This is a genomic window from Rugamonas aquatica (genome assembly GCF_009380215.1).
GTDB lineage: Bacteria > Pseudomonadota > Gammaproteobacteria > Burkholderiales > Burkholderiaceae_D > Rugamonas > Rugamonas aquatica_B.
The window spans coordinates 507,678-529,743 of record NZ_WHUG01000004.1; the positions used below are offsets into that span (position 1 = coordinate 507,678).

Below are 22,066 nucleotides of genomic sequence, written 5' to 3' on the forward strand. Positions count from 1 at the left end.
CATAGGGCGCGTCCGAAGTTGGCTCAGTATGGATTCCCGCGTGCGCGGGAATGACGTGGGTTAGAGGTTGCGGGCGATGATGGCGGCGGCAGCGGTGGCGGCTTGCTGCAGCGGTTGCGTCAGCGTCTGCGTGCTGTAGACCGGCGCCTGCGGCATCGCCGCGCCCAGCATCGGGCCATCGGTCTTGCTGATGTCCACCGTCACCGTGGTCGACAGGCCGATGCGCAGCGGATGCGCGGCCAGCTCCTTGGGATCCAGCGCGATCCGCACCGGCAGCCGCTGCACCACCTTGATCCAGTTGCCGCTGGCGTTCTGCGCCGGCAGCAGCGAGAACGCGCTGCCCGTGCCGGCCGACAGTCCGATCACCTTGCCGTGGAAGGCGACCTTGCTGCCATACATATCGGCCTCGATCTTCGCGCTCTGGCCGACGCGGATATTGCGCAGCTCCGATTCCTTGAAGTTGGCGTCCACCCACAACTGGTCCAGCGGCACGATGGACAGCAGCGAGCTGCCCGGCGTGGCGCGCGCGCCGATCTGCACGCTGCGCTTGGCCACATAGCCCGACACCGGCGCGACGATGGTGTTGCGGCGCGCCGCCAGCCATGCCTGCACATAGTCCGCCCTGGCCGCCTGCACCGCCGGATGCTGGTCCACCGGCACGCCCGCGACGCCGGCCTGCGCGGCCTCGGTCTGCCGGGACGCCACCGCCATCGCGGCGCGCGCGCTGTCGACGGCCTGGCGCGCATGCTCGACTTCCTCGTCCGACACCGTGTGGTCGGCCGCCAGCGGCTTGCGGCGGGCCAGGTCGTCCTCGGCGGTTTTCAGTTGCAGCTTGCGCAGCGCGACCGTGGCGTCGTACTGCGCAACGTCGGCGTAGCGCTGGCGCTGCTGGCGCACGGCGGCGCCGAGGCGGGCGTCGGCCTGGCTCAGCGCGACATCGGCATCGGCCGCATCGAGTTTTATCAGCGTGGCGCCGGCTTGCACCATCTGCGTTTCGTCGGCGCGGATTTCGGTGACGTTGCCCGTCACCTGCGACGACAGGTTGACCAGGTTGCCGCCCACGTAGGCGTTGTCGGTTTCCTGTTCGTTGGCCAGTACGGCCTTGTAGTAGATGGCGTAGGCCGCGCCGGCGGCGATGAACAGCAGCGTGATCGCGGCCAGCACGGTCTTGCGTTTGCGGTCGTTGGGTTTGGTGGTGTCAGTGCTCATGATGGATTCCCGGTTTATTTGGAGGCTGTGGCGATGGGCGCTTCTTCGCGATATCCGCCGCCCAGCGCATGGTTCAAGGCCACTTCGGCCAGCAGCTGCACCTGCTGCAGATAGAGGTCGGCGTCGCGCTGCTTGAGCAGCGCCAGTTGCGCCGTCAGCACGCTTGCATGGTCGGCCAGGCCGCGATCGAGCCGCGCCTGCGCCGACGCCATCTGCGCGCGCGCCGATCCGGTCGCCGCCGATTGCTGCACGATCTGCTGCTCGATGCCCTGCAACTGCACGCCGTCCTGCGCGACCTCGCGCACGGCGTCGATCACCGCCTGGTTGTATTCGGCGATGCGTTCGTTGCGGTGGGCGCGGGCGCCGTCCAGCTGCGCGTCGAGGCGCTTGCTGTCGAACAGCGGCAGCGTCAGCGTCGGGCCGATGTACAGCGTGCGGCTGGCCGCTTGCAGCAGGTTCTCCAGCTTGACGGTGTCCAGGCCGATGGAGCCAGTCAGATTCACGTCGGGATAGAACGCCGCCCTGGCCGCGTCTATCTTGCTGAGCGAGGCCTCCAGCTTCCAGCGCGCCGCCTGCAGGTCCGGCCGGCGCGCCAGCAGCTCCATGCCGAGGCGGGCGGGCAGGGCGTGCGCCGCGCTGCCCAGCGGCTGCGGTTTGAGATCGGCCAGCGCATCGCTGCCGGCGCCGGCCAATGCGCGCAAGGCTTCGCGTTCGCGGCCGATGTCGGACTTGAGCTGCGCCTGCTGTTTGCGGATCAGGCTCAGTTCCGTTTCGGCTGCGCGCTGGTCGTCGGCGACGGCCAGGCCGGCGCGGATGCGTTTGGCCTTGTCCTGCACCAGCGCGGCCTGGGTGGCGGCCAGTTGATCGGCATTGGCCAGGCGCGCCCACGCGCCCTGCAGGCGGAAGTAGCTTTGCGCGATGGCGGCGGCCAGCGCCCGTTCCGCTTCGGCGTATTCGGCGCGGCCGGCGTTGAGCTCACCGACGGCGGCGGCCACCTGCGCGCGGTTCTTGCCCCACCAGTCGAAGTTGTAGCGGGCGTCGAGGCGCAGCGTTTCGGCGCTGAACCAGGAGCCGCCTATCGGCTCGGGGAACAGGCCGGTGCCGGAGTAGCGCTGGCGGTTGGCGCCGGCGTAGCCGCTGACGTCGACGCCGATATCGGCCGCGGTGCGTGACAGCGCCGAACGCGCGCTGCCGATCTGCGCGGCCGCCACGTCCAGCGTCGGGCCGGCGGCCAGGGCTTGTTTAATCAGCGCGTTCAGCTGCTCGTCGTGGTAGGCGGTCCACCACTGGGCTTCGGGCCAGCCTTCGTGGGCCAGCTTGATGCCGGCCGAGAGTTCGGCGTTGGCGATGTCGCGCCGTACCGGTGGATGCATGTCCGGCGTGACGTGGGCGCAGCCGGCCAGCACCAGGGCCAGGGCCGCCGCCAGCGGCAGGGAGGCTTTTTTCATTTGAGGTTCCATTCGTTTCATCTTCACTCCATGGCGGCGTGGTCGACCACCGGCGCCGCCTGTTTGGCGGGCGGGCGTATCAACAGCAGCAGCGGTATCACGCACAGCGTCAAAATCATCATCAGCCAGAAGTCGTCCACGTACGAGATCATCGACGCCTGGCGGGTGATCTCCCCGTTCAGCGCGGCCGCCGCTTCCGGCGTGGCGACGTTCTCCAGCAGCGAGGGATTGACGGTGGTGATCTTCTCGGTCAGCGTGGCGTGCATGGCCTGCGTGTTCCGCACCAGCAGCGTCTGCACCAGCGCGATGCCGATCGAGCTGCCGATATTGCGTATCAGGCTGTAGATGGCCGTGCCTTCGGCGCGCATCTCCGGCGACAGCGTGGCGAAGGTGGCGGCGCTCAGCGGCACGAACACCAGCCCCAGTCCCAGGCCCTGGATCACGCCGGGCCAGACGATGTCGCTGCGCGATAGCACCAGCGTGTAGCGCGTCATCTGCCACAGCGAGAAGGCGGTGATGGCGAAGCCTATGCCCAGCAGCAGGCGCAGGTCGAACTTGCCGACCAGCCGGCCCACCAGCATCATCGCGATCATGGTGCCGATGCCGCTGGGCGCCGTCACCAGGCCGGCGACGGCGGCCGGATAACCCATCAGGCTTTGCAGCATCGACGGCGTCAGCGCGCGCGTGGCGAACAGCACCAGGCCGACGATGAAGATGAACAGCAGCCCGCTGACATAGTTGGAGTTCTTCAGCAGCCGGTAGTCGAAGAAGGATTTGCCGGCCGGCCGCAGCGCCGTGTGCGCGATAAAGTAGGCCAGGCTGAGCGCCAGCACCACCGCTTCCACCCAGGTCTCGGTGGCGGCGAACCAGTCGTTCTGTTCGCCGCGGTCGAGCAGCATCTGCAGCGCGCCGATCGACAGGCTGAGCGTGGCGAAGCCGAAGGCGTCGAAGCTCATCTTGCGCGCGCCCGGCACCGGACGGATGTAGCGCCAGATGCCGTAGAAGGCCAGCGCGCCCACCGGCACGTTGATGAAGAACACCCAGCGCCAGTTGTAGCTGTCGGTCAGCCAGCCGCCCAGCGTGGGGCCGAGGATGGGGCCGATCATCACGCCCATGCCCCATACCGCCATGGCCGAACCGTGCTTCTCGCGCGGATTGATGTCGAGCAGCGTGGCCTGCGACAGCGGCACCAGCGCGGCGCCGAACACGCCCTGCAGCAGGCGCGCGGCGACGATCTCGGCCAGCGAGCCGGACAAGCCGCACAGCACCGAGGCCACGGTGAAGCCGGCCACCGCCGTCAGAAAGATGTTCTTCTGGCCGTAGCGGTCGCACAGCCAGCCGGTCAGCGGCGTGGCGATGGCGGCGGCGACGATGAAGGAGGTCAGCACCCAGGTGATCTGGTCCTGCGAGGCCGACAGGCTGCCCTGCATGTGCGGCAGTGCGACGTTGGCAATGGTGCCGTCGAGCGCCTGGATGATGGTCGCCAGCATGATCGACAGCGTAATCATGGGGCGGTTGATCTCGCCTCCGGCTGCGCTCATGGACGCGATTCCAGGTCGGTCAGCAGCGTCTCCAGGAATTCGGTGGCGATGCGCAGCACGGCCGGATCGGCGTTGCCCAGCAGCTCGCGGCGCACGGTGGAGGCTTCGGACCACACGGTCTGATAGATCTCCCGGCCCTGGTCGGTCAGGCTGACCAGCTTGACGCGGCGGTCGGTTTCCGACGGCGTGCGCAGCATGTAGCCGGCCTTGACCAGGCGGTCGATGGTGGCGACCATGGTCGGGTCTTCGACGCCGACGCGCGCCGCCAGCCGGGTCTGCGACGGCGGTTCCTTTTCCTTGGCGGTGTAGGCGATCGCCATCCAGCTGGCCTGGCTGATGCCCAGGTGCTTGAGGCGGCGGTCGATGGCCACGCGCCAGGCGCGGGCGGTGCCGTGCAGCGCGGCGGAGAAACGCTCTTCGATAGAAGACATATTATTCATACACTAATGGTTAGGTCTCGAACCATTATTCTAGCACGTGCATTTTCTCTTCAGCAAGGGACGTGCTACGCTGGCGATATAGCCTAACCAGGAGTCGCCATGAAACCTTATCTCGCCGCCGCCCTCACTCTGCTGCCGCTGCTGTGCCAGGCCCAGGAGGGGCCGCCCATCACGCCTTACCGTCCCTCGGTCTCCAGCCCGGCGCAACTGCCTGCGGCCGGACAGCTGGAGCTGGAGCTGGGCGGCTTGAGCAGCAAGTCCGACGACGGCCGCCGCAACAGCCTGCCGTATGCGCTGAAGCTGGGCTTCAACGAACAATGGGGCGTGGTGATGAGCGGCGAAGGCTTGGTGTCCACACCGGACGGCAATGGCGGCCGCGCGCGCGGCATCGGCGATACGCTGTTCGTGCTGAAGCGCGCCTTTATCATCGATGAGGGCAGCGCACTGGGCCTGGAGCTGGGCGCCAAGGCGCCCACCGCCAAGGACAGCATCGGCAGCGGCCGCGCCGACTACAGCCTGAACGGCATCTACAGCCAGGACATGGGCAGCGTGCACATGGACGCCAACCTCAACGCCACCCGCCTGGGCGCGCATGACGCCGGCACGGGCCGGACCCAGACCGGTCTGTCGGCCTCGTTTTCGACGCCGCTCAACGAGCGCTGGGGCGTGACCGGCGAATGGTCGGGCACGCGCCGCAGCGGCGCCGACAGCACCGCGCAAGTGCTGATGGCCTTCAGTTACAGTCCGAGCAAGCGGATGACGGTGGACTTCGGCATGGCCCATGGATTGAACCACGCATCGCCGGACTGGGCTTTCTTCAGCGGCGTGGTGTTGCCGTTGGCGCAACTATGGTAAGTGATTGTGGCGCATTGTGTACGCTAGCGTACGGATAGTCGCCGCAAGGTTTGGTAGGCTTTCAAGTGAGCAAGTTCGCTCAGCCACGATTACAAGAAAAGAAGGCAACCATGAAAGCCAAGATCCTTGCCGCCAGCTTGCTGGCGTTGTCCTCCGCAGCGTACGCCCAGGATGTCGGCGTTTCCATCAGCATAGGCCAGCCCGGCTTCTACGGCCGCCTCGACATCGGCGACTATCCGCGTCCGCAGCTGATTTATCGCGAGCCGGTGCTGGTCCAGCGCCCGGTGCGCTACGTCGAGACCGCGCCTATCTACCTGCGCGTGCCGCCCGGCCATGCCAAGCACTGGGATAAACACTGCCGCGCCTACAACGCCTGCGGCCAGCGCGTGTATTTCGTCCAGGATGGCTGGTACCAGAACCAATACGTGCCGCGCTATCGCGAGCGTCATGGCGATGCCTATCGCGAAGGCCGCCACGATGAGCGCCGGGACGAACGCCGCGATGACCGTCGCGACGACCGCCATGACGACGACCACGGCAAGGGCCACGGCAAAGGCCATGGCAACGGCCACAACAAGGACTGACCACGCGGCGCCAGTCGCCTGCAGGAGACACGTTTGCAGAGCAAAATCTTGATCGTAGGCGGCGGGGCAGGCGGGCTGGAGCTCGCTTGCAAACTCGGCCGCAAACTGGGGCCGCAGGCGGTCACGCTGGTCGACAGCCGCCTGTTCCACATCTGGAAACCGTCGCTGCACGAAGTGGCGGCCGGCACGCTGGACGTGCATCAGGAAGGCTTGTCCTACCAGATGCTGGCGCACGATAACGGCTTCACCTTTGTCTACGGGCCGATGCTCGCGCTCGACGCGGCGCAGCGGCAATTGACCGTCGGCGCCATCTACAGCGGCGACAGCGACGACCACGCGCGGCGCGAACAAGTGCTGCCCGAGCGGCGCATCGGCTATGAATCGCTGGTGCTGGCGGTCGGCAGCACCTCCAATTATTTCGGCGTGCCCGGCGCGGCCGAGCACACCATCTCCCTGAACGCCACCGAGGACGCCGAGCGCTTCCGCCTGACGCTGCTCAAGCTGCTGACGCAAGCCGAGCTGCAGAAGAGCACGCGCCCCGAGGCCGGCGTCGACATCGTCATCATCGGCGGCGGCGCCACCGGCGTCGAGCTGGCGGCGGAACTGCGCGAGGCCAGCGGCGTCTATGCCGCCTACGGCTTCCGGCAATTGAAGGCCGAGCGCGACGTGCGCATCACGCTGCTGGAAGGCGCGCCGCGCATCCTGGCGCCGTTGCCGGAGAAGGTGTCGACGGCGGCGCTGGAACTGCTGCACCAGCGCGCCGTCAAGGTCGTCACCGATACCCGCGTCACGGCCATCGGCGCCGACGCCGTCACGGCGGGCGATACCGTCTATCCGGCGCAGATCGTGGTGTGGGCGGCCGGCATCAAGGCGCCGGATTTCCTCGCGCAGCTGGGCTTGCCGACGGTGAAGTCGGGCCAGCTCGATGTCGACGCCCGCCTGGCCGTCAAAGGCCATGCCGGCATTTACGCGCTGGGTGATTGCGCCGCCTGCGCCGGGCCGGACGGCAAGCTGGTGCCGCCGCGCGCGCAGGCCGCGCACCAGCAGGCCGATTACCTGGCCGCGCACTTGCTGCGCCGGCAGCAGGGCAGGCCGCCGCAGCAGCGGCCCTACGTCTACCGCGATTACGGTTCGCTGGTGTCGTTCGGCCAGACCACGTCGGTGGGCAGCCTGATGGGATCGTTGAAGGGCTTAAGCTGGTTCGTCGACGGCATGGTGGCGCGGCTGATGTACGTGAGCCTGCACCTGATGCACCACCGCGCCGTGCTCGGCACGGTGCGCACCGCCGTGCTGGCGCTGGCGCGCTTCCTCATCAAGCGCAGCACGCCGCTGGTCAAGCTGCACTAGCTCAGCTTGCCGCCGGCTTGGGCAAGACCATCGTCAGCGTGACGCCGTGTTCGGCGCCGGCCGACAGCGTCAGCGTGCCGCCCAGGTAGGCGGCCCGTTCGCGCGCCGTGCGCAGGCCGAACTTGTCGCCGATACTCTCCAGCGCGGCCGCCACCGGCCCGGACAGGCCGACGCCGTTATCCTTGACCGTCAGCATGACTTCGTCTTCGTTATCGTCGACGATGACGTCGACCTCGGTCGCCTGCGCGTGCGCGATGATGTTGCGCAGCGCTTCCTCCAGCGTGTGCAGCAGCACGATGCCGTGGCTGCGCGGGCAGCTCAGTTCGTCTTCGGGCAGGCTGCAGCGGGCGGCGATCTTGTGCTGCTGGCCGAACTGTTCGACCGCCTCGCCCAGCGCCACGCGCACGCCGAGGAATTCGAGCTTGTCGTTCCACAGCTTGATCTGCATCTGGCGGTTGGTTTCGACGATTTGCAGCAGCAGCTGCTTCATGTGGGCGGCGCGGTCTTGCAGGGCCGGCTCCTGCGGCATTTTCTGCATCAGCAGGCCCAGGTGCATGGTCAGCGCCGTCAGCGACGAGCCCAGGCTGTCGTGCAGCTGGCGCGACAGCGAGCGCCGTTCGTTATCCCAGCAGGTGTGGACGTGGCCGAGCAGGTCGCTCAGGTCGGCGCTGCGCAGGCTGTCCTGCTGATGGTGTTCTTGGTGCTGTTCTTGTGGCGACATGGTTTCTCTCTGGGCGGACTTTTGCGGATCATACCCGAGCTTTGCAAGTCATGGCGCACTCTGGCAAGCGGTCACTGCTTGACGGGCATGGGCACGCAGGCGCCTATCACTTCCATCAACTGGTCGATGTCGACCGGCTTGACCAGATGGCGGTCGAAACCGGCTTCCATCACGCGCCGCAGATCGTCGGCCAGGCCGTAGCCGGTCAGCGCGATCAGGCGGATGCCGGCGGTGGCGGGATCGGCGCGCAGGCGGCGCGCGACCTCGTAGCCGTCGATGCCGGGCAGGCCGATGTCGACCAGCGCCACGTCCGGCCGGCTGCGCAAGGCGGCGGCCACGCCTTCGTGGCCGTCGGCCGCCGACCGCACGTCGTAGCCGTAACAGCTGAGCATCATGGTCATCATCTCGCGGCCGTCGTCGTTGTCTTCGATCAGCAGCACGCTGGGCATGCCCTGTTCGCCGCCGGTCTCGGCCGGCAGCGGCGCCGGCGCCACCTGGTGCTCGATGCGCGGCAGGCGCAGCGTGAAGGTGCTGCCGCCGCCGGGGCCCTTGCTTTCCGCGGTGACGGCGCCGCCATGCAGGTCGGCCAGGCGGCGCACCAGCGACAGGCCGATGCCGAGCCCGCCCTGCGAACGGTCCAGCGTGCTGGAGCCTTGCACGAACACGTCGAACACATGCGGCAGCAGGTCGGCGGCGATGCCGACGCCGGTGTCGCGCACGCTGAGCACGACGTCATCGTTCTCGGTCCAGGTGCGCACTTCGATGCGGCCGCCGGGCGGCGTGTATTTGAGCGCGTTGTCGATCAGGTTGCTGGTGATCTGTTCCAGCCGGGTGGCGTCGCCGTCGATCCAGCCCTGGTCGAGGTCTTGCACCAGCTGGTAGTCGGCGCTGCGGCCGGTGGCGCGGTAGGTTTCCAGCGAGGCCGCGACCAGCGCCGCCAGGTCCAGCGGCGCGCGGTTGAGCAGGATCTTGCCCGACATCGCGCGCGACAGGTCCAGCAAGTCGTCGACGATGCGGCCCAGGTGCTGGCTCTGGCGCTGGATGATTTTCTTGGCGCGCGTGACGCCCTCGGCCGATACGCCGGGCAGGCCGATCAGCGAGGCCGCGCTGCTGATGGCCGACAGCGGATTGCGCAGCTCGTGGCCCAGCATGGCGAGGAACTCGTCCTTGGCGTGGTTTTGCCGCTCCGCCGATTGCCGTTCCTCGATCTCGCGCGTGAGCTTCTGGTTGGCGGCGGTCAGCTCGGTGGTGCGCAGGCTGAGCTGGCGGGCCTGCTTTTTCAATTCCTCGTTCTTCATCGCCAGCGCCACGAACACCGAGATCTTGGCGTACAGGATTTGCGGGATCACCGGCGTGAACAGGAAGTCGACGGCGCCGCGCTGGTAAGCCTTCAGCCGGTCGAGTTCGTCGGCCAGGAAGGCGGTGATGAAGATGATGGGGATGTCGGCCGAGCGCGCGCGCTGGTGGATCGCTTCGGCCGTTTCAAAGCCGTCCATGCCGGGCATGTTGACGTCCAACAGGATCACGGCGAAGTCGTGCATCAGCACCTGGCGCAGTGCCTCTTGCCCCGAGCGGGCCGCCAGTACTTCATAGGATTCCTGTTCCGCCCATTGCGTCAGCAGACTGGTCAATGCGAACAGGCTGTTGGCATCGTCGTTGACCACCAGGATTTTGGGTTTTTCTATTTTAGGCACGGGGTCTCTGCACGCTGCTGAAACTGCGAAATCTTCGCGGCCTTAATGCTGCCAGAGAAGTGAGTAATGGACACCATTTCATGATATCAATTGCATAAATGAATGTCAAAAAGCGGCCGCCCAATCGAACGCGGCCGTACGGCGCCGCGCAAGTGTTCGATTCCGTACAGACCCCGGCGCTGCGGGCTGCGACAGTGACGGCCTAGCCAACCGAAAGGAAAACATCATGAATATCGATACCGTCGTGGATAAAGAGTACCTGGGCCTGAGCTTCCGCGCGCTGGCCGACGCGCCCACCAGCGCATTGCGCGGCCTGAGCGCCAAGGATGCCAAGGCGCTGGCACAGGCGTTCAACGTGCACACGGTGCGCGAACTTGCCAACCTGGACTTCGTCAAATGGGCCAGCGCGATCACCACGCTGGCGGAACATGAGCAGGAGACGCCGGAAGAGCAGGCCAAGGAAACCCTGCTCGATGGCGGCCTGGAGATGACGTTCCCGGCCAGCGACCCGGTGTCGGTCGACGCCGGCATCACCCGCATCGAAGTGGCGCCGGAAAAAGTCGACGCGCATGACGATCACCAGCATGCCGGCAAGATGGAGGAGGCGGCGCACTAGGCCCGCTGCCGTTCCGCCCGGCCTCGGCTGTTCAGGCCGGGGTCGGCGACATCGCGTGCGCTTGCGGCGGAGTGCGCGTCATCTGCGCGGTGCAGCAGCGGTTCTTGCCCGAGCGCTTGGCTTCGTATAGTGCACCGTCGGCCACCGCGATCACCGAAGCCACCTGGTCGGCGTCGTCGGGATAGATGCCGATGCCGATGCTGGTCGACAGTTGCAGCGTCAGGCCGTTGATGATGTAGGGTTCGGAAACCGCCTCGATCAGCTTGGCGGCAGGTTCCTGCGTGTCGCCCAGTTGGGCGATATTGCCCATGACGATGACGAACTCGTCGCCGCCGACGCGGGCCACGGTATCTTCCCCGCGCGCGCAGCCGACCAGGCGCTGCGCCACCATTTTCAGGATCTCGTCGCCGGTGGCGTGGCCATGGGTATCATTGATGGCCTTGAAGCCGTCCAGATCCAGGTACATCACGGCGGCCTTGTTCTGCTGGCGGGTGGCGTGTTGCAGCACGGTGGCGATGCGGTCTTCCAGCAGGCGGCGGTTGGGCAGGCCGGTCAGCGGATCGTGCAGCGCCAGTTCCTGCTGCTGGCGGCTGTACTGCGCCAGCTCCTTGTACAGCAGGCGCACTTCCAGCATGTTGTGGATGCGCTTGTGCACTTCCAGCAGGTCGAACGGTTTGCTGATGAAGTCGCGCGCACCGGCTTCCAGCGCGGCGATCTTGAAGCTCGGCTGGGCGGTCAGCGCCAGCACCGGCAGGTAGCCGCCCTGTTCGATTTCCTTCAGGCCCTTCATGACCTGGAAGCCGTTCAGGCCGGGCATTTGCAGGTCCAGCAGGATCAGGTCGTAGCATTGCTGGCGGTGCAGCGGGCAGACCTGTTCCGGCAGCATGGTGGAGGAGACGTCGGTATAGCCGGCCTCACGCAGGATTTCCAACATCAGTTCGACGTTGTCTGCGCTGTCATCCACCACCAGTATCTTGGCGTTCAGGATTTCTTCTCGGCTCGGCATATTGTTCTCTGTCTGTCTCAAATAGGCCATTCCGGCCAGAAATTTATGGTCCCACGATCATAGCGAAGGCGTCTGTGTTGCGGCGCACACAAGCACATGGTATTTCCGTGTGGCAATTAATTGTACCCGGTTTTCCGTATTTTTGTAGTTTATCAAGTGATCTTCAGATTGCTTGTAGGACATTGCCGCGTCTATAAGTAGGAGTAATATAATTTCCGTGTGGCAATAATGTTCACGGCTATTAACCGGTTGCCATCGCCGCTCAGGCGTGCCGGTGGGTTGCTCCCATGGCCGCCACCTTGGCGATCAGCTCATTCGGCTCGACCGGCTTGGAAATATGCGCCAGGAAGCCGCTCGACAGCGCCTTGATGCGGTCTTCCGAACGGGCGAAGGCGGTCAGCGCGATGGCCGGCAAATCGCCGCCGCGCGCCGGCCCCAGCGCCCGGATGCGGTCCAGCAGGCCGTAGCCGTCCACTTCCGGCATGCCGAGGTCGCTGACCATCAGGTCCGGCCGCGCATGCTGCAACAGCGTCAGCGCTTCGGTCGCGGTGGCGGCGGTCAGCACGTCGGCGTTGCAGTCGTTGAGGATGCGCTTGATCAGCTCGCGCGCATCGTCTTCGTCGTCCACCACCAGCACTTGCAGGCCGGACAGGTCATGCGCCGCCGCGCGGCGGCCGGCGCCGCTCGTGCTCAGCGGTTCGTCATAGCCATGGCGGCGCGGCAGGCGCACGGTGAAGCAGGCGCCGCGGCCTTCGCCCTCGCTGTCGGCCTCCACCGTGCCGCCGTGCTGTTCCACCAGATGCTTGACGATCGCCAGCCCCAGCCCCAGGCCGCCGTGCTTGCGGGTGGTGGTGGCGTCGGCCTGGCGGAAGCGTTCGAACACATGATCGAGAAAGCCGGGGGAGATGCCAATGCCGCTGTCGCGCACGGCGATGGCGATCTGGTCGCCTTCGCGGCGGATGTGCACGTCGATGGTGCCGCCGGGCGGCGTGAACTTGATGGCGTTGGTCAGCAGGTTCCACAGGACTTGCTGCAGGCGGTTGGCGTCGCCGGCCACCAGGCCGGGCGCGGCGTCGAAGTGCTTGTCGATGCGGATCTGCTTGCTCTGGGCGGCGGGGCGCACGGTGTCGATGGCGGCGGCGGCGATGGCGGCCGGCGCCAGCGACAGCATTTCCAGCCGCACCTTGCCGGAGGCGATGCTGCTCATGTCGAGCAAGTCTTCGATCAGCTGGGCCTGGGCGCGGGCGTTGCGTTCGATGGTTTGCAGGCCGCGGTGCAGGTCGGCCTGGTCGCGGCTGCCGCGCCGCAGCACCTGGGCCCAGCCGAGGATGGCGGTCAGCGGCGTGCGCAGTTCGTGCGACAGCGTGGCCAGGAATTCATCCTTCATCTGGCTGGTGCGTTCGGCGTCGGCGCGGGCCTCGCGTTCGCTGTCGAGCAGGATCTTGCGTTCCTCGGCGGCCCGGCGCGAGGCGTCGTACAGGCGCGCATTGTCGATCGCGACGGCGGCCTGGGCGGCGATGCCGCCGATGATGCGCTCGGTGCGCTCGCTGAACATGTCCGGCTCCGGGTGGCCGAAGAACAGGCAACCGATCACCACGCCCGAACGCAGCGCCACCGGCACCGCCAGATAGCTGCGCACCGGCGGCTGGCCGGCCGGCGTGGCGCGGCATGGATGGTCGCTGGCGTAGCGGGCGTCGGCCGGCAGGTCGTTGCTGCGCATGGCTTCCCGGCCGCACAGGTCGCCGTCGGCCAGCGCGTCGTCATGCGGACGGCCGAAGCTGGCGTAGCCGGGCGGGGTGCAGCTGGACAGCGTGTGCAGCACGCGCGCGTTGCCGTGGCCGTCGGCGCCGTGGTAGAAGAAGGCGCCGCAGCGGGCGCCGCTGATGCTGGTGGCGGCGTCGGTCACTTCCTGCAGCAGCGGATGCAGGTCGCGGGTCGAGGCCAGCGCGTTGCCGGTGCGGTTGACCAGCTCCAGTACGGCGGTCTCGTCGCGCAGCGCTTCCTGCACGCGCTTGACCTGGTCGACATCGGTGCTGGTGCCGAACCAGCGCAGCACGCGGCCGGCGGCGTCGTGCACCGGATTGGCGCGCGTGAGGAACCAGCGGAATTCGCCGTTGGCGCTGCGGATCGGCACTTCGAGTTCGAACGGCAGGCCGGTGGCGCGCGACAGATCCCAGCGTTCCTGCATGGCGCCGACGCAATCGGGCGCATAGACCTGGCGCCAGCCGTCGCCGCTCATCTGTTCTGCGGTGGTGCCGGTGTAGGCGTACCACGGCTGGTTGTACCACACCATGGTGCCGTCCTGCTCGGCAATCCACGCCAGCTGCGGCATCGAATCGGCCAGCGCCCGCAATTCCAGCTGGCTCTGGCGCAGCGCTTCCCGGGCGTTCAGCAATTCCTGCTGGACGCTGGAAGAGGTCTGGAGCGCGGCGTCGTCCGTCGGGTGCTGGGAGGGAGTGGCGTCGGTGGGCTCGTTCGGAGGAATCATGTGGGCTTCAGCTGCCGCGAAGCTGGCGGCCGCCGGACGGCGGCTCGTCAGGCTAACGCTAGACGTTTTACGGTAGCTTCATTGTAGCCCCATCTCCCACCGTGGCTCCGCACGGTTGGTGGCGCTCAGGCCTGGGTGTTGCCGATGCGCCGGGCGATCTGTTCCAGCGCCGCTTGCAGCTGTTCGATGTCGTAGGGTTTTTGCAGCGACTGGGCGGGGAATTCCAGGTGGCGGGTCAGCTCGTCGCCGTAGCCGGAGGCGAACAGCAGTTGCAGCGCCGGCGTCTGTTGCAGCGCCTTGCGCGCCAGCTCGACGCCGGACATGCCGGGCAGGCTGACATCGGTGAACAGCACGTCGAAGCATTGGCGCGACAGTTCGGGCAGGGCGTCTTCGCCGGTGGTGGCGGCCTGCACTTCATGGCCGAGCGCGCGCAGCGTTTCGCACACCAGGTAGCGGGCGTCGGCATTGTCCTCGACCACCAGCATGCGCAGCGGCCGCGCGGTGTCGGCCAGCGGCGCGGCCTGGGCTGCTGCCAGCGTGCACAGCACGCCGGCCACCTGGCCGGCGGCGTCGCGCACCGGGGTGTAGTACAGGTCCAGCGCCAACTGGGCGACGCCGTTGTTGCGCCACGCGGGCAAGGTCACGCCGCGATAGCTGGCGCTGCCGCCAGCCCAGGCTTGGCCGATGGCGGCGCCGTTCCAGCTCCACGCGGCCGGCTGGATCGACGGCACGCTGCCACCGGGCGCGCGCAGGCTCGACAGGCCGATCAGCGCCGCGTAGGCATCGTTGTACACCATGATTTGTTCGGGACCCCACATCAGCAGCATGGCGCTGGGGGAATTGAGCAGGATGTCCACCGTCAGGCGCAGCGGCAATGGCCAGCCGGCAGGATCGCCAAGGGCGGTGCGCGACCAGTCGGGGGAGGGTGGCGCGACGGGGGCGGATGATGTCATGCTAGGGCAACCTGTCAGTATGTTGTCTTGGAAGGCAAAGCTGACCGCATCGTACACTAAAAAAAAAGCCCGCTACAGGAGCGGGCTAAATCTATTTCCTTGGAGGAGAATAGAGGAGACAGGTGAATGATGCTGCAGCGCGCAAGGGAAAGCAAATTCTTTCTCATGATGAGCGAGATCACTGGCATGAATGAAGCTACCCGCAAGCCTTGAAAAACCTGGATTTGTGAGTGAAATGCTCATGTTTTCCACCGCGCCGGGGCGCACTGCGGATACACTGGATGGCGGAGCGGCGCGGTGCCGCAAAAGGGAGGCGCAATGGCGACGGTAGTGAAGCACAGAAAGGTGAAGATTGTTGTGCTGGAACAAAACGAAGAGATCGCGGGCACTTGCCGCCAGGGTGATATCGCCATCATCAACGATCAGGCGGGCTGGTGGATCAAGTTTGTCGGCGAGGGCGGGCAGATCGATTGTTACGGCGTTCCCTATCCTTCCTATAACGAAGCGTTGTGGTCGGCCAAGGCGGCGGCCGAATTCGGCACCTGACAGAGAGTGCTGGACAAGCCGGGGGAGTGTCCCTATAATGCTGCTTCTTTCGAACGGCATGCCGGCTGAAAGAGATGCAGCAAAGCAGTTTGCACAGTGGTTGATTCGGTGTTTTAGATATCGAGCCAATTAAACGATAGAAAATATCGAACTTTGCAAAACGAAATTAATGCTTTATAATGTTGCTTAAGCGGCTGTAGCTCAGCTGGATAGAGTACTTGGCTACGAACCAAGGGGTCGTGGGTTCAATTCCTGCCAGCCGCACCAAAATTCGTAAGTGAAAGGGCCTGAAGAGCAATCTTCGGGCCCTTTTGCTATAAGTGTAAGGCCTTGAAACAGATTGCAAAATTTCTTCAAGGAATCCTTCGCCAAACAAGAAAACGCTGTTATAATCTTGTTTTTCGCGGCTGTAGCTCAGCTGGATAGAGTACTTGGCTACGAACCAAGGGGTCGTGGGTTCAATTCCTGCCAGCCGCACCAAAATTCGTAAGATGAAAGGCCTGGAGAGAAATCTTCAGGCCTTTTTTCTTTATCCGTATCTTCTCCCGCCATTCGGCATCCCCCCCCCAGCTCCCTTGCTTTGAAATAGTGTCGTATTTGCAATTCCATGATATTATCAAATCAATATATTTGGTAAATTGGAATGTTTCCAATCGACCCTTTAGGGCTTAACTTCAGGGAATACTACTCGCCATGTCCGTCAAACTTCTCGCCGCAGCATCTGTTCTTGCCCTCAGCTTTTGCGCTTCCAGCGCGCAGGCCTGGACCTTGGTTGCCACAGGTCATATTACCCGCGGTACTGACTCCACTGGCATTTTTGGTGTCGCTGGTCAGGATCTCACTGGCTTGACCTATACGCAGTCCATGACGGTAAGTACTGCGCCCCACGAGTGGACGAGCAATATGTTAGATGAGAGTCGCTATTGGCTGTTCGGTGCCGGGCCGAGTGTGACCGATACGATTACTCTAAAAGGTAAGACGTTCACATTTACCGCACCATTGATAAAGTGGGGCGCTCAACAAATCGAGATCAGTTCAGGTCCTTACGGCAGTAATTCTGTCAGGAGTCAAACCAAAGGCTTGTTGCAAGACGGTAGCACTATGTTCATGGGTTATTCGGTGTACAGCCACGCCGCGCAATTTCTCAAAGGGCTTACCTTTCAGCAGGCCATTTCTGTAGATACTACTGGTCCGCTGTTTCTTGCGGAATCTAACAGCTCCTACGTTCAGTTTAATTCGGAATTTGTTCCTGGACTGCCAACTGCGTATTTTGACGGCAGCCTCGATCATTTCTCGATCTACCCAACCCCTGACGCGCCTATTCCCGAACCGGCCACCTACGGCATGCTGCTGGCAGGTCTTGGTCTGATCGGCGCCTTCGCACGCCGCAAAGCCTGACCCCCGAGAGTCGCGGCAAAAGGGCGCTGCAAGAAATTTCTGCGCGCCCCTTCTGGATTTGAGTTTCCCCTGCTATAATATTGTCTTTCGCGGCTGTAGCTCAGCTGGATAGAGTACTTGGCTACGAACCAAGGGGTCGTGGGTTCAATTCCTGCCAGCCGCACCAAAATTCGTAAGACGAAGGGCCTGAAGAGAAATCTTCAGGCCCTTTTTCTTTGTGCCTGCGCTTAGTGCTGCGCGGCCTTGGCGCACTGCGCCGACAATACCGAGCGCTGCATCGCGTCGCCGACGCTGCGGATATGCTCTTGCGTGCAGGTGACCGCGTTGACTTCGATAGGTTGAGTCTGTTTCGCGAGGCTGCGATAGCCGAATACGCCAAGCAGGGCGGCGGCGGCCAGCGTGAAGACGACGTTGGTTTTAGATTTCAAAAATCATTCCTTTTTTGATAGTGCTTCCATGATACACGGGCCTCGTGCGATGATAATCCGATCATCGTCCCGGAGGAGTGTGCATGACCATCATCACTACCGTTGAAGACCTGCGTGTCTTGGCCCAGAAGCGCGTGCCGCGCATGTTCTACGACTATGCTGATGCCGGCTCATGGACCGAGTCGACCTACCGCGCCAACGTCGACGATTTCCAGACCATCAAATTCCGCCAGCGCGTGGCCGTCAACCTGGAGAACCGCACGCTGAAAAGCACCATGGTCGGTCAGGACGTGGCGATGCCGGTCGCGCTGGCGCCCACCGGCCTGACCGGCATGCAGCACGCCGACGGCGAAATCCTGGCCGCCAAGGCCGCCGAAAAATTCGGCGTGCCGTTCACCCTGTCGACCATGAGCATCTGCTCGATCGAAGACATCGCCGCCAATACCAGCAAGCCTTTCTGGTTCCAGCTGTACGTGATGAAGGACCGTGAATTCATCAACCGCCTGATCGACCGCGCCAAAGCCGCGCGCTGCTCGGCGCTGGTGCTGACGCTGGACCTGCAGGTGCTGGGCCAACGCCACAAGGACTTGCGCAACGGCCTGTCGGCGCCACCCAAGCTGACCATCGCCAACATCATCAACATGGCGACCAAGCCGCGCTGGGTGATGGGCATGCTGGGCACGAAGCGCCGCAGCTTCGGCAATATCGTCGGCCACGCGTCGTCAGTGTCGGACATGTCCTCGCTGTCGTCGTGGACCAGCCAGCAGTTCGACCTGAGCCTGTCGTGGAAAGACGTCGAGTGGATCAAGCAGCGCTGGGGCGGCAAGCTGATTATCAAAGGCATCATGGATGCGGAAGATGCGCGGCTGGCGGTGGAAAGCGGCGCCGATGCGCTGATCGTTTCCAACCACGGCGGCCGCCAGCTGGACGGCGCGCAATCGTCGATCGGCGCGCTGCCCGGCATCGTCGATGTCGTCGGCAAGCAGATCGAAGTGCACATGGACGGCGGCATCCGCTCCGGCCAGGACGTCATCAAAGCCTTGGCGCTGGGCGCCAGGGGCGTCTACATCGGCCGGCCTTTCCTGTACGGCCTGGGCGCGATGGGCGAAGAGGGCGTCAGCAAGTGCCTGGACATCATCCGCAACGAGCTGGATCTGACGATGGCTTTCTGCGGCCTGCGCGATGTCACCAAGGTCGATAAAAACATCCTGCTGCCGGGCAGCTACTGATGAAGCAGGGCTTACACGGCGAGGGTTTGTTGCGGCAGGGCGTGGCCAGCCGCAGCGCGTTGTCGGTGGCGATGCTGCGCGCCGCCCACCAGTTGCTCGACCAGCCGCTGGTGTTCGACGATCCGCTGGCGCTGGCCGTCATCGGCCCGGAGCACGCGGAGACGGTGCGCAACGCGCCGGAGAAATTCGACACCGGCATCATGCGCGTGCTGCGCGCCGCGATGGCCGTGCGCAGCCGCTTCGCCGAGGATGAACTGGCGGCGGCGATGGAGCGGGGCGTGCGCCAGTACGTGGTGCTGGGCGCCGGCCTGGACAGCTACGCCTACCGCCATCCCGCCCCCGGCCTGAGCATGTTCGAGGTCGACCATCCCGCCACTCAGCGCTGGAAGCGCGGCTTGCTGGAGCAGGCCGGCGTGGCCGCGCCGGCGTCGCTGAAGTACGTGCCGGTCGATTTCGAGCGCGACGACCTGGCCGACAAATTGACGGCCGCCGGCTGCCGGCTGGATGAGCCGGTGTTCTTCTCCTGGCTGGGCGTGACCCTCTACCTGACCAACGACGCCGTGTTCGACACGCTGGCCTTCGTCGCCGGCCTGCCGTCCGGCAGCGGCATCGTGTTCGACTACGGCGTTGTGCCCGAGCTGCTCAATCCGATGGAGCGCATGGGCATGGCCTACTTCGCCAAGAAGTACGAGGCCGAGGGTGAGCCGTGGATTTCCTTCTTCGCGCCCGAGGTGCTGGCTTGCGAATTGCGCGCGCTGGGCTATGGCGACGTGTCCGACCATGGCGCCGATCAACTGCGCGCCCGCTATCTTGCAAGCCGCAACGACGGCCTCCAGCTGGGCGGCGGCACGCGTCTGATGCGGGCTCATGTCAAATGAATTTGGATGAATTAGAGTTATTGTTCTAGTATCGTTGTATTTAATGACAGTGCTTGCCGTGCGGCAATCGTAGCGTGCTAATCTCGATTTTGGCGGTCTCCTTATGCGCAAAACGCATGTGGAACCGCCTTTCATTCACTTCTAGAGGAAACAGAAATGGAAATCCTGATCGACACGACCTTCATCTCGATTACCGATTCGACCGAATCGGAATACCTGCAAGACGACATGAGCGGCGCTCTGGCTGATGTCAGCGTTTCGTGCTGCACCTGCTCCTGCTCCTGCTGCTGCTAATTGCCAGCTGGCGGGCGGGATGGCGGCGCTGCCGTCGTCCCGCCTTTCCGCAGCCACGACGATAGGTACCTCAATGAATGACACTCTTTACGTTTCGCCGCTGGCGGAAATCACCACGCTGGGCGACGACAAGATCGCCATGTCCGTGGTCGGCCGCCGCTTCACTGTCGAAGACAAGGTCGGCATGCTCAAGACCATCCTGGACCAGGCCGGGCAGGGCGTACGGCTCGCCGCACTGACGGAATCCATGGCCGACAGCTTCCCGCCCGAGGCGGTCGAGGCGGCCGTGACGGCGCTGGTCAACACCCGTGTGCTGGTGCGCAACGACGCCCGCGCCGGCGGCGACGCCACCCATCAGCATTTGCAGCACCGGCGCGAACTCGATGCGCTGATCCCGCGCGACCAGTTGGCCGCCTACGACCGCGCCAACTGGCTGCTGGTGCTGGCCGGCGAGGGCGCCTGCGCCGATGCGCTGGCCGAAGCGCTGGCGCAGATGAACGTGCCGCTGCAACGCATAGGTCGCGACGGCGAGCTGCCGGATACTGGCGACAAACGCGCACTGCTGCTGGTGTGCTCCGATTTCGAGGACTTCGCCACCTTCCGCGCGATGAACGCCAAGGCGGTCGAACGCGGCCTGGCCAGCCTCTATCTGGGCATAGACTGGAGCACCGTGCAGTGCGGCCCGATGGTGATGCCGAAGGCCACCGCCTGCTACGAATGCTATTTCCACCGCGTGCGCAGCACGCGCAAGTTCGTCGCAGAATTCGACGTGCGCAGCAAGCCGGAAAATATCCTGTACCACGCGCTGCCAAGCAGGCTGGCGATCCAGTTCGGCGTGGCCGAGGCATCGCGGCTGGTGCTGCAATACCTGAGCGGCACGCTGGACAACCTGCAGCACAGCGTGTTCAGCGAGATCGACAGCCTGACCGGCGAGACCCATCGCAGCCGCGTGCTGCGCCTGCCGCGTTGCGCGTGTTGCGGCAATGCCAGCACGGCGCGGCCGGTCGGCACCGTGTTCCAGCAATCGCTGCTGCGTCGCCGGGCTTAAATCATGGAACGCTTATCCGACGCAGCGCGCCTGGCGCTGATCCACGAAGCCCTGGTGCACCGCCGCCACGGCATCATCACCACCTTGCTGGAAGAGACCGAACATCCCGACGCGCGTGGCCTGTTCGTGTTCAACGCCTTGATGGTCGACGTCAAAGCGATGATGATCGATCCATCGCGGGCCAAGCCGAACAACCCGACCAGCGACCGCGCCAGCCTGGCCGGTTCCGGCGCCGCCTTCGACCGCACCTCGGCCCTGTGGGCGGCGTTCGGCGAGGCGATCGAGCGCTATTCGGCCGCGGTGCATTTCGACGACCTGCTGCACTACGCCAGCCAGGCCGAATTGGGCGCGGCGGCGGTGGGACTGGAGCGGTTCGTGCTGTTCTCGCCCGAGCAGTACGCGGCCGAGGGCTTTGAATTTTCAGCGCCGGACGCCGATGTCACCCGCGCCTGGGCGCGCGCGACCGACCTGTGCGACCCGGAGCGCGAGTGCTATGTGCCGGCGCAGATGGTCTATCTCGGCATGCAGGTGAAGAACCAGCGCGAGATCGTGTTCCAATCCTCATCGACCGGACTGGCGTGCGGCATGGACGAACAGCGCGCTATCCTGAGCGGCTTGTGCGAAGTGATCGAGCGCGACGCCTTTGCGGCCATGTGGCAGATGCGTTATGCGCCGCGCCGTCTGGAAGTGGGCGCATCGGCGCGGGCGGCCTTGCTGCCCGGCGTGCAGCGCGCGCTGGACCATCCATCGCTGGACGTACGGCTGTGGGACATCACCACCGATGTCGGCCTGCCGGTTGTGCTGTGCCTTGCGCGCAGCCGCAACGACGGCACCATGTCGCTGGGCGCGAGCGCGCAGCTGGGCGTGGGCCAGGCGATCAACAAGGCGGTGATCGAAGCGCTGCACGGCTATTGCTGGGCAAGCTCCATCCTCGGCGCGGGTACGCCACTGCCGGAGCGCAGTGCGATCCGCAATCCGGGCGACCACTTCGCCTATTTCCTGGAGCCGTCGCGCCAGCAGATGATGGACTTCCTGTTCGAGAACGGGCAGACCATCGATAGCGCCGACGCCTCGCTGCACCAACTGGCCACGCTGGACGATCTGCTGGCGCGTTTGCTCGCCATGGGCTTGCCGGCGCTGGCGGTTGATGTCACCTCCGAGGATATCGCCAGCCTGGGCTTCTGCGTGGTGCGCTCGCTGATCCCCGGCCTGCATCCGCTGCTGTTCGGCGACGGCATGTTGAGCCGCGACGAACGCCGCCTGCGCCAGATCGCCCGTCACTGGGGCCTGGCCGAGGTGCCGCCGCCGAATACCGATCCTCACCCATTCCCTTGATGCGGACC

At 65.0% G+C, this 22,066-nt stretch carries 21 protein-coding genes and 3 tRNA genes; 14 read left to right on the forward strand and 10 right to left on the reverse strand.

Features of this window, described 5'->3' with window-relative positions; all coding sequences use genetic code 11:
- Positions 1–60: 60 nt before the first annotated feature.
- The 4 genes from GEV02_RS13640 to GEV02_RS13655 are packed head-to-tail and all read right to left on the reverse strand — an operon-like array spanning position 61 to position 4,629.
- Positions 61–1,209: an HlyD family secretion protein gene (locus GEV02_RS13640; RefSeq protein WP_152838462.1), complete on the reverse strand. Its 1,149-nt coding sequence runs from the start codon at positions 1,207–1,209 to the stop codon at positions 61–63.
- A 14-nt stretch (positions 1,210–1,223) separates the two neighbouring features.
- Complete coding sequence (locus GEV02_RS13645; RefSeq protein ID WP_152838463.1) at positions 1,224–2,657, reverse strand: efflux transporter outer membrane subunit; 1,434 nt, start codon at positions 2,655–2,657, stop codon at positions 1,224–1,226.
- Between the two features lie 23 nt (positions 2,658–2,680).
- Positions 2,681–4,198, reverse strand: a complete 1,518-nt coding sequence (locus GEV02_RS13650) for an MDR family MFS transporter (RefSeq protein WP_152838464.1) — start codon at positions 4,196–4,198, stop codon at positions 2,681–2,683.
- The gene (locus tag GEV02_RS13655; protein WP_152838465.1) at positions 4,195–4,629 is read right to left on the reverse strand and encodes a MarR family winged helix-turn-helix transcriptional regulator; all 435 of its coding nucleotides are present in this window, start codon (positions 4,627–4,629) and stop codon (positions 4,195–4,197) included. The genes GEV02_RS13650 and GEV02_RS13655 overlap by 4 nt, the downstream gene beginning before the upstream one ends.
- Positions 4,630–4,737: 108 nt before the next feature.
- On the opposite strand from GEV02_RS13655, the gene GEV02_RS13660 reads away from it, so the two are divergent.
- The 3 genes from GEV02_RS13660 to GEV02_RS13670 all read left to right on the forward strand — a co-directional run bounded on the left by GEV02_RS13660 (position 4,738) and on the right by GEV02_RS13670 (position 7,424).
- Entirely contained in the window at positions 4,738–5,493 is a 756-nt protein-coding gene (locus tag GEV02_RS13660) for a transporter (RefSeq protein WP_152838466.1), read from the forward strand.
- Positions 5,494–5,603: 110 nt separating this feature from the next.
- A complete protein-coding gene (locus GEV02_RS13665) occupies positions 5,604–6,077 on the forward strand; it encodes a hypothetical protein (RefSeq protein WP_152838467.1) in 474 nt (157 codons plus the stop codon).
- Positions 6,078–6,110: 33 nt separating this feature from the next.
- A complete protein-coding gene (locus tag GEV02_RS13670) occupies positions 6,111–7,424 on the forward strand; it encodes an NAD(P)/FAD-dependent oxidoreductase (RefSeq protein ID WP_152838468.1) in 1,314 nt (437 codons plus the stop codon).
- A 1-nt stretch (position 7,425) separates the two neighbouring features.
- On the opposite strand, the gene GEV02_RS13675 is transcribed toward GEV02_RS13670, so the two are convergent.
- Positions 7,426–8,145 carry a sensor histidine kinase gene (locus GEV02_RS13675; RefSeq protein ID WP_152838469.1) on the reverse strand — a complete coding sequence of 240 codons (720 nt, stop codon included), beginning with the start codon at positions 8,143–8,145 and terminating at the stop codon, positions 7,426–7,428.
- 71 nt (positions 8,146–8,216) lie between these two features.
- A complete protein-coding gene (locus GEV02_RS13680) occupies positions 8,217–9,839 on the reverse strand; it encodes a response regulator (RefSeq protein WP_328595810.1) in 1,623 nt (540 codons plus the stop codon).
- Positions 9,840–10,065: 226 nt separating this feature from the next.
- On the opposite strand from GEV02_RS13680, the gene GEV02_RS13685 reads away from it, so the two are divergent.
- Positions 10,066–10,455 carry a hypothetical protein gene (locus tag GEV02_RS13685; protein WP_152838470.1) on the forward strand — a complete coding sequence of 130 codons (390 nt, stop codon included), beginning with the start codon at positions 10,066–10,068 and terminating at the stop codon, positions 10,453–10,455.
- A 31-nt stretch (positions 10,456–10,486) separates the two neighbouring features.
- On the opposite strand, the gene GEV02_RS13690 is transcribed toward GEV02_RS13685, so the two are convergent.
- The 3 genes from GEV02_RS13690 to GEV02_RS13700 form a co-directional block, all read right to left on the reverse strand.
- Positions 10,487–11,461 carry a diguanylate cyclase domain-containing protein gene (locus GEV02_RS13690; RefSeq protein ID WP_152838471.1) on the reverse strand — a complete coding sequence of 325 codons (975 nt, stop codon included), beginning with the start codon at positions 11,459–11,461 and terminating at the stop codon, positions 10,487–10,489.
- 262 nt (positions 11,462–11,723) lie between these two features.
- Positions 11,724–13,949: a PAS domain-containing hybrid sensor histidine kinase/response regulator gene (locus tag GEV02_RS13695; protein WP_152838472.1), complete on the reverse strand. Its 2,226-nt coding sequence runs from the start codon at positions 13,947–13,949 to the stop codon at positions 11,724–11,726.
- Positions 13,950–14,074: 125 nt separating this feature from the next.
- Complete coding sequence (locus GEV02_RS13700; RefSeq protein WP_152838473.1) at positions 14,075–14,902, reverse strand: response regulator; 828 nt, start codon at positions 14,900–14,902, stop codon at positions 14,075–14,077.
- Between the two features lie 318 nt (positions 14,903–15,220).
- Between GEV02_RS13700 and GEV02_RS13705 the strand changes: the two genes are divergently transcribed.
- The 5 genes from GEV02_RS13705 (at position 15,221) to GEV02_RS13725 (ending at position 17,012) form a co-directional block, all read left to right on the forward strand.
- A complete protein-coding gene (locus GEV02_RS13705; protein WP_152838474.1) occupies positions 15,221–15,448 on the forward strand; it encodes a hypothetical protein in 228 nt (75 codons plus the stop codon).
- Between the two features lie 190 nt (positions 15,449–15,638).
- A tRNA-Arg gene (locus GEV02_RS13710) sits at positions 15,639–15,715 on the forward strand.
- Between the two features lie 136 nt (positions 15,716–15,851).
- A tRNA-Arg gene (locus tag GEV02_RS13715) sits at positions 15,852–15,928 on the forward strand.
- A 213-nt stretch (positions 15,929–16,141) separates the two neighbouring features.
- The gene (locus GEV02_RS13720) at positions 16,142–16,846 is read left to right on the forward strand and encodes a PEP-CTERM sorting domain-containing protein (RefSeq protein ID WP_235922760.1); all 705 of its coding nucleotides are present in this window, start codon (positions 16,142–16,144) and stop codon (positions 16,844–16,846) included.
- 89 nt (positions 16,847–16,935) lie between these two features.
- Positions 16,936–17,012: transfer RNA gene (locus GEV02_RS13725), tRNA-Arg, on the forward strand.
- A gap of 61 nt (positions 17,013–17,073) precedes the next feature.
- Here the strand turns inward: GEV02_RS13725 and GEV02_RS13730 are convergent.
- Positions 17,074–17,274, reverse strand: coding sequence for an entry exclusion lipoprotein TrbK (locus tag GEV02_RS13730; protein ID WP_152838475.1), 201 nt, complete (start codon positions 17,272–17,274; stop codon positions 17,074–17,076).
- Positions 17,275–17,357: 83 nt separating this feature from the next.
- Here GEV02_RS13730 and GEV02_RS13735 point away from each other — a divergent pair, with 83 nt between their 5' ends.
- The 5 genes from GEV02_RS13735 to GEV02_RS13750 all read left to right on the forward strand — a co-directional run bounded on the left by GEV02_RS13735 (position 17,358) and on the right by GEV02_RS13750 (position 22,058).
- Positions 17,358–18,503: an alpha-hydroxy acid oxidase gene (locus tag GEV02_RS13735; protein WP_152838476.1), complete on the forward strand. Its 1,146-nt coding sequence runs from the start codon at positions 17,358–17,360 to the stop codon at positions 18,501–18,503.
- Entirely contained in the window at positions 18,503–19,381 is an 879-nt protein-coding gene (locus tag GEV02_RS13740; RefSeq protein WP_152838477.1) for a class I SAM-dependent methyltransferase, read from the forward strand. Before GEV02_RS13735 ends, GEV02_RS13740 begins: the two co-directional genes overlap by 1 nt.
- A 156-nt stretch (positions 19,382–19,537) precedes the next feature.
- The gene (locus GEV02_RS32880) at positions 19,538–19,675 is read left to right on the forward strand and encodes a hypothetical protein (RefSeq protein WP_008447650.1); all 138 of its coding nucleotides are present in this window, start codon (positions 19,538–19,540) and stop codon (positions 19,673–19,675) included.
- Positions 19,676–19,748: 73 nt separating this feature from the next.
- Positions 19,749–20,723, forward strand: coding sequence for a TOMM precursor leader peptide-binding protein (locus GEV02_RS13745; protein WP_174999093.1), 975 nt, complete (start codon positions 19,749–19,751; stop codon positions 20,721–20,723).
- 3 nt (positions 20,724–20,726) lie between these two features.
- Positions 20,727–22,058 carry a YcaO-like family protein gene (locus GEV02_RS13750; protein ID WP_152838479.1) on the forward strand — a complete coding sequence of 444 codons (1,332 nt, stop codon included), beginning with the start codon at positions 20,727–20,729 and terminating at the stop codon, positions 22,056–22,058.
- The last annotated feature ends 8 nt before the right edge of the window (positions 22,059–22,066 follow it).

Coding starts and splice junctions, on each gene's coding strand:
- GEV02_RS13735 (WP_152838476.1), top strand. CDS start 17,358: ATGACCATCATCACTACCGTTGAAGACCTGCGTGTCTTGGCCCAGAAG.
- GEV02_RS13640 (WP_152838462.1), bottom strand. CDS start 1,209: ATGAGCACTGACACCACCAAACCCAACGACCGCAAACGCAAGACCGTG.
- GEV02_RS13650 (WP_152838464.1), bottom strand. CDS start 4,198: ATGAGCGCAGCCGGAGGCGAGATCAACCGCCCCATGATTACGCTGTCG.
- GEV02_RS13720 (WP_235922760.1), top strand. CDS start 16,142: ATGTCCGTCAAACTTCTCGCCGCAGCATCTGTTCTTGCCCTCAGCTTT.
- GEV02_RS13660 (WP_152838466.1), top strand. CDS start 4,738: ATGAAACCTTATCTCGCCGCCGCCCTCACTCTGCTGCCGCTGCTGTGC.
- GEV02_RS13745 (WP_174999093.1), top strand. CDS start 19,749: ATGAATGACACTCTTTACGTTTCGCCGCTGGCGGAAATCACCACGCTG.
- GEV02_RS13750 (WP_152838479.1), top strand. CDS start 20,727: ATGGAACGCTTATCCGACGCAGCGCGCCTGGCGCTGATCCACGAAGCC.
- GEV02_RS13655 (WP_152838465.1), bottom strand. CDS start 4,629: ATGTCTTCTATCGAAGAGCGTTTCTCCGCCGCGCTGCACGGCACCGCC.
- GEV02_RS13740 (WP_152838477.1), top strand. CDS start 18,503: ATGAAGCAGGGCTTACACGGCGAGGGTTTGTTGCGGCAGGGCGTGGCC.
- GEV02_RS13705 (WP_152838474.1), top strand. CDS start 15,221: ATGGCGACGGTAGTGAAGCACAGAAAGGTGAAGATTGTTGTGCTGGAA.
- GEV02_RS13690 (WP_152838471.1), bottom strand. CDS start 11,461: ATGCCGAGCCGAGAAGAAATCCTGAACGCCAAGATACTGGTGGTGGAT.
- GEV02_RS13685 (WP_152838470.1), top strand. CDS start 10,066: ATGAATATCGATACCGTCGTGGATAAAGAGTACCTGGGCCTGAGCTTC.
- GEV02_RS13700 (WP_152838473.1), bottom strand. CDS start 14,902: ATGACATCATCCGCCCCCGTCGCGCCACCCTCCCCCGACTGGTCGCGC.
- GEV02_RS13665 (WP_152838467.1), top strand. CDS start 5,604: ATGAAAGCCAAGATCCTTGCCGCCAGCTTGCTGGCGTTGTCCTCCGCA.
- GEV02_RS13645 (WP_152838463.1), bottom strand. CDS start 2,657: ATGAAAAAAGCCTCCCTGCCGCTGGCGGCGGCCCTGGCCCTGGTGCTG.
- GEV02_RS13695 (WP_152838472.1), bottom strand. CDS start 13,949: ATGATTCCTCCGAACGAGCCCACCGACGCCACTCCCTCCCAGCACCCG.
- GEV02_RS32880 (WP_008447650.1), top strand. CDS start 19,538: ATGGAAATCCTGATCGACACGACCTTCATCTCGATTACCGATTCGACC.
- GEV02_RS13675 (WP_152838469.1), bottom strand. CDS start 8,145: ATGTCGCCACAAGAACAGCACCAAGAACACCATCAGCAGGACAGCCTG.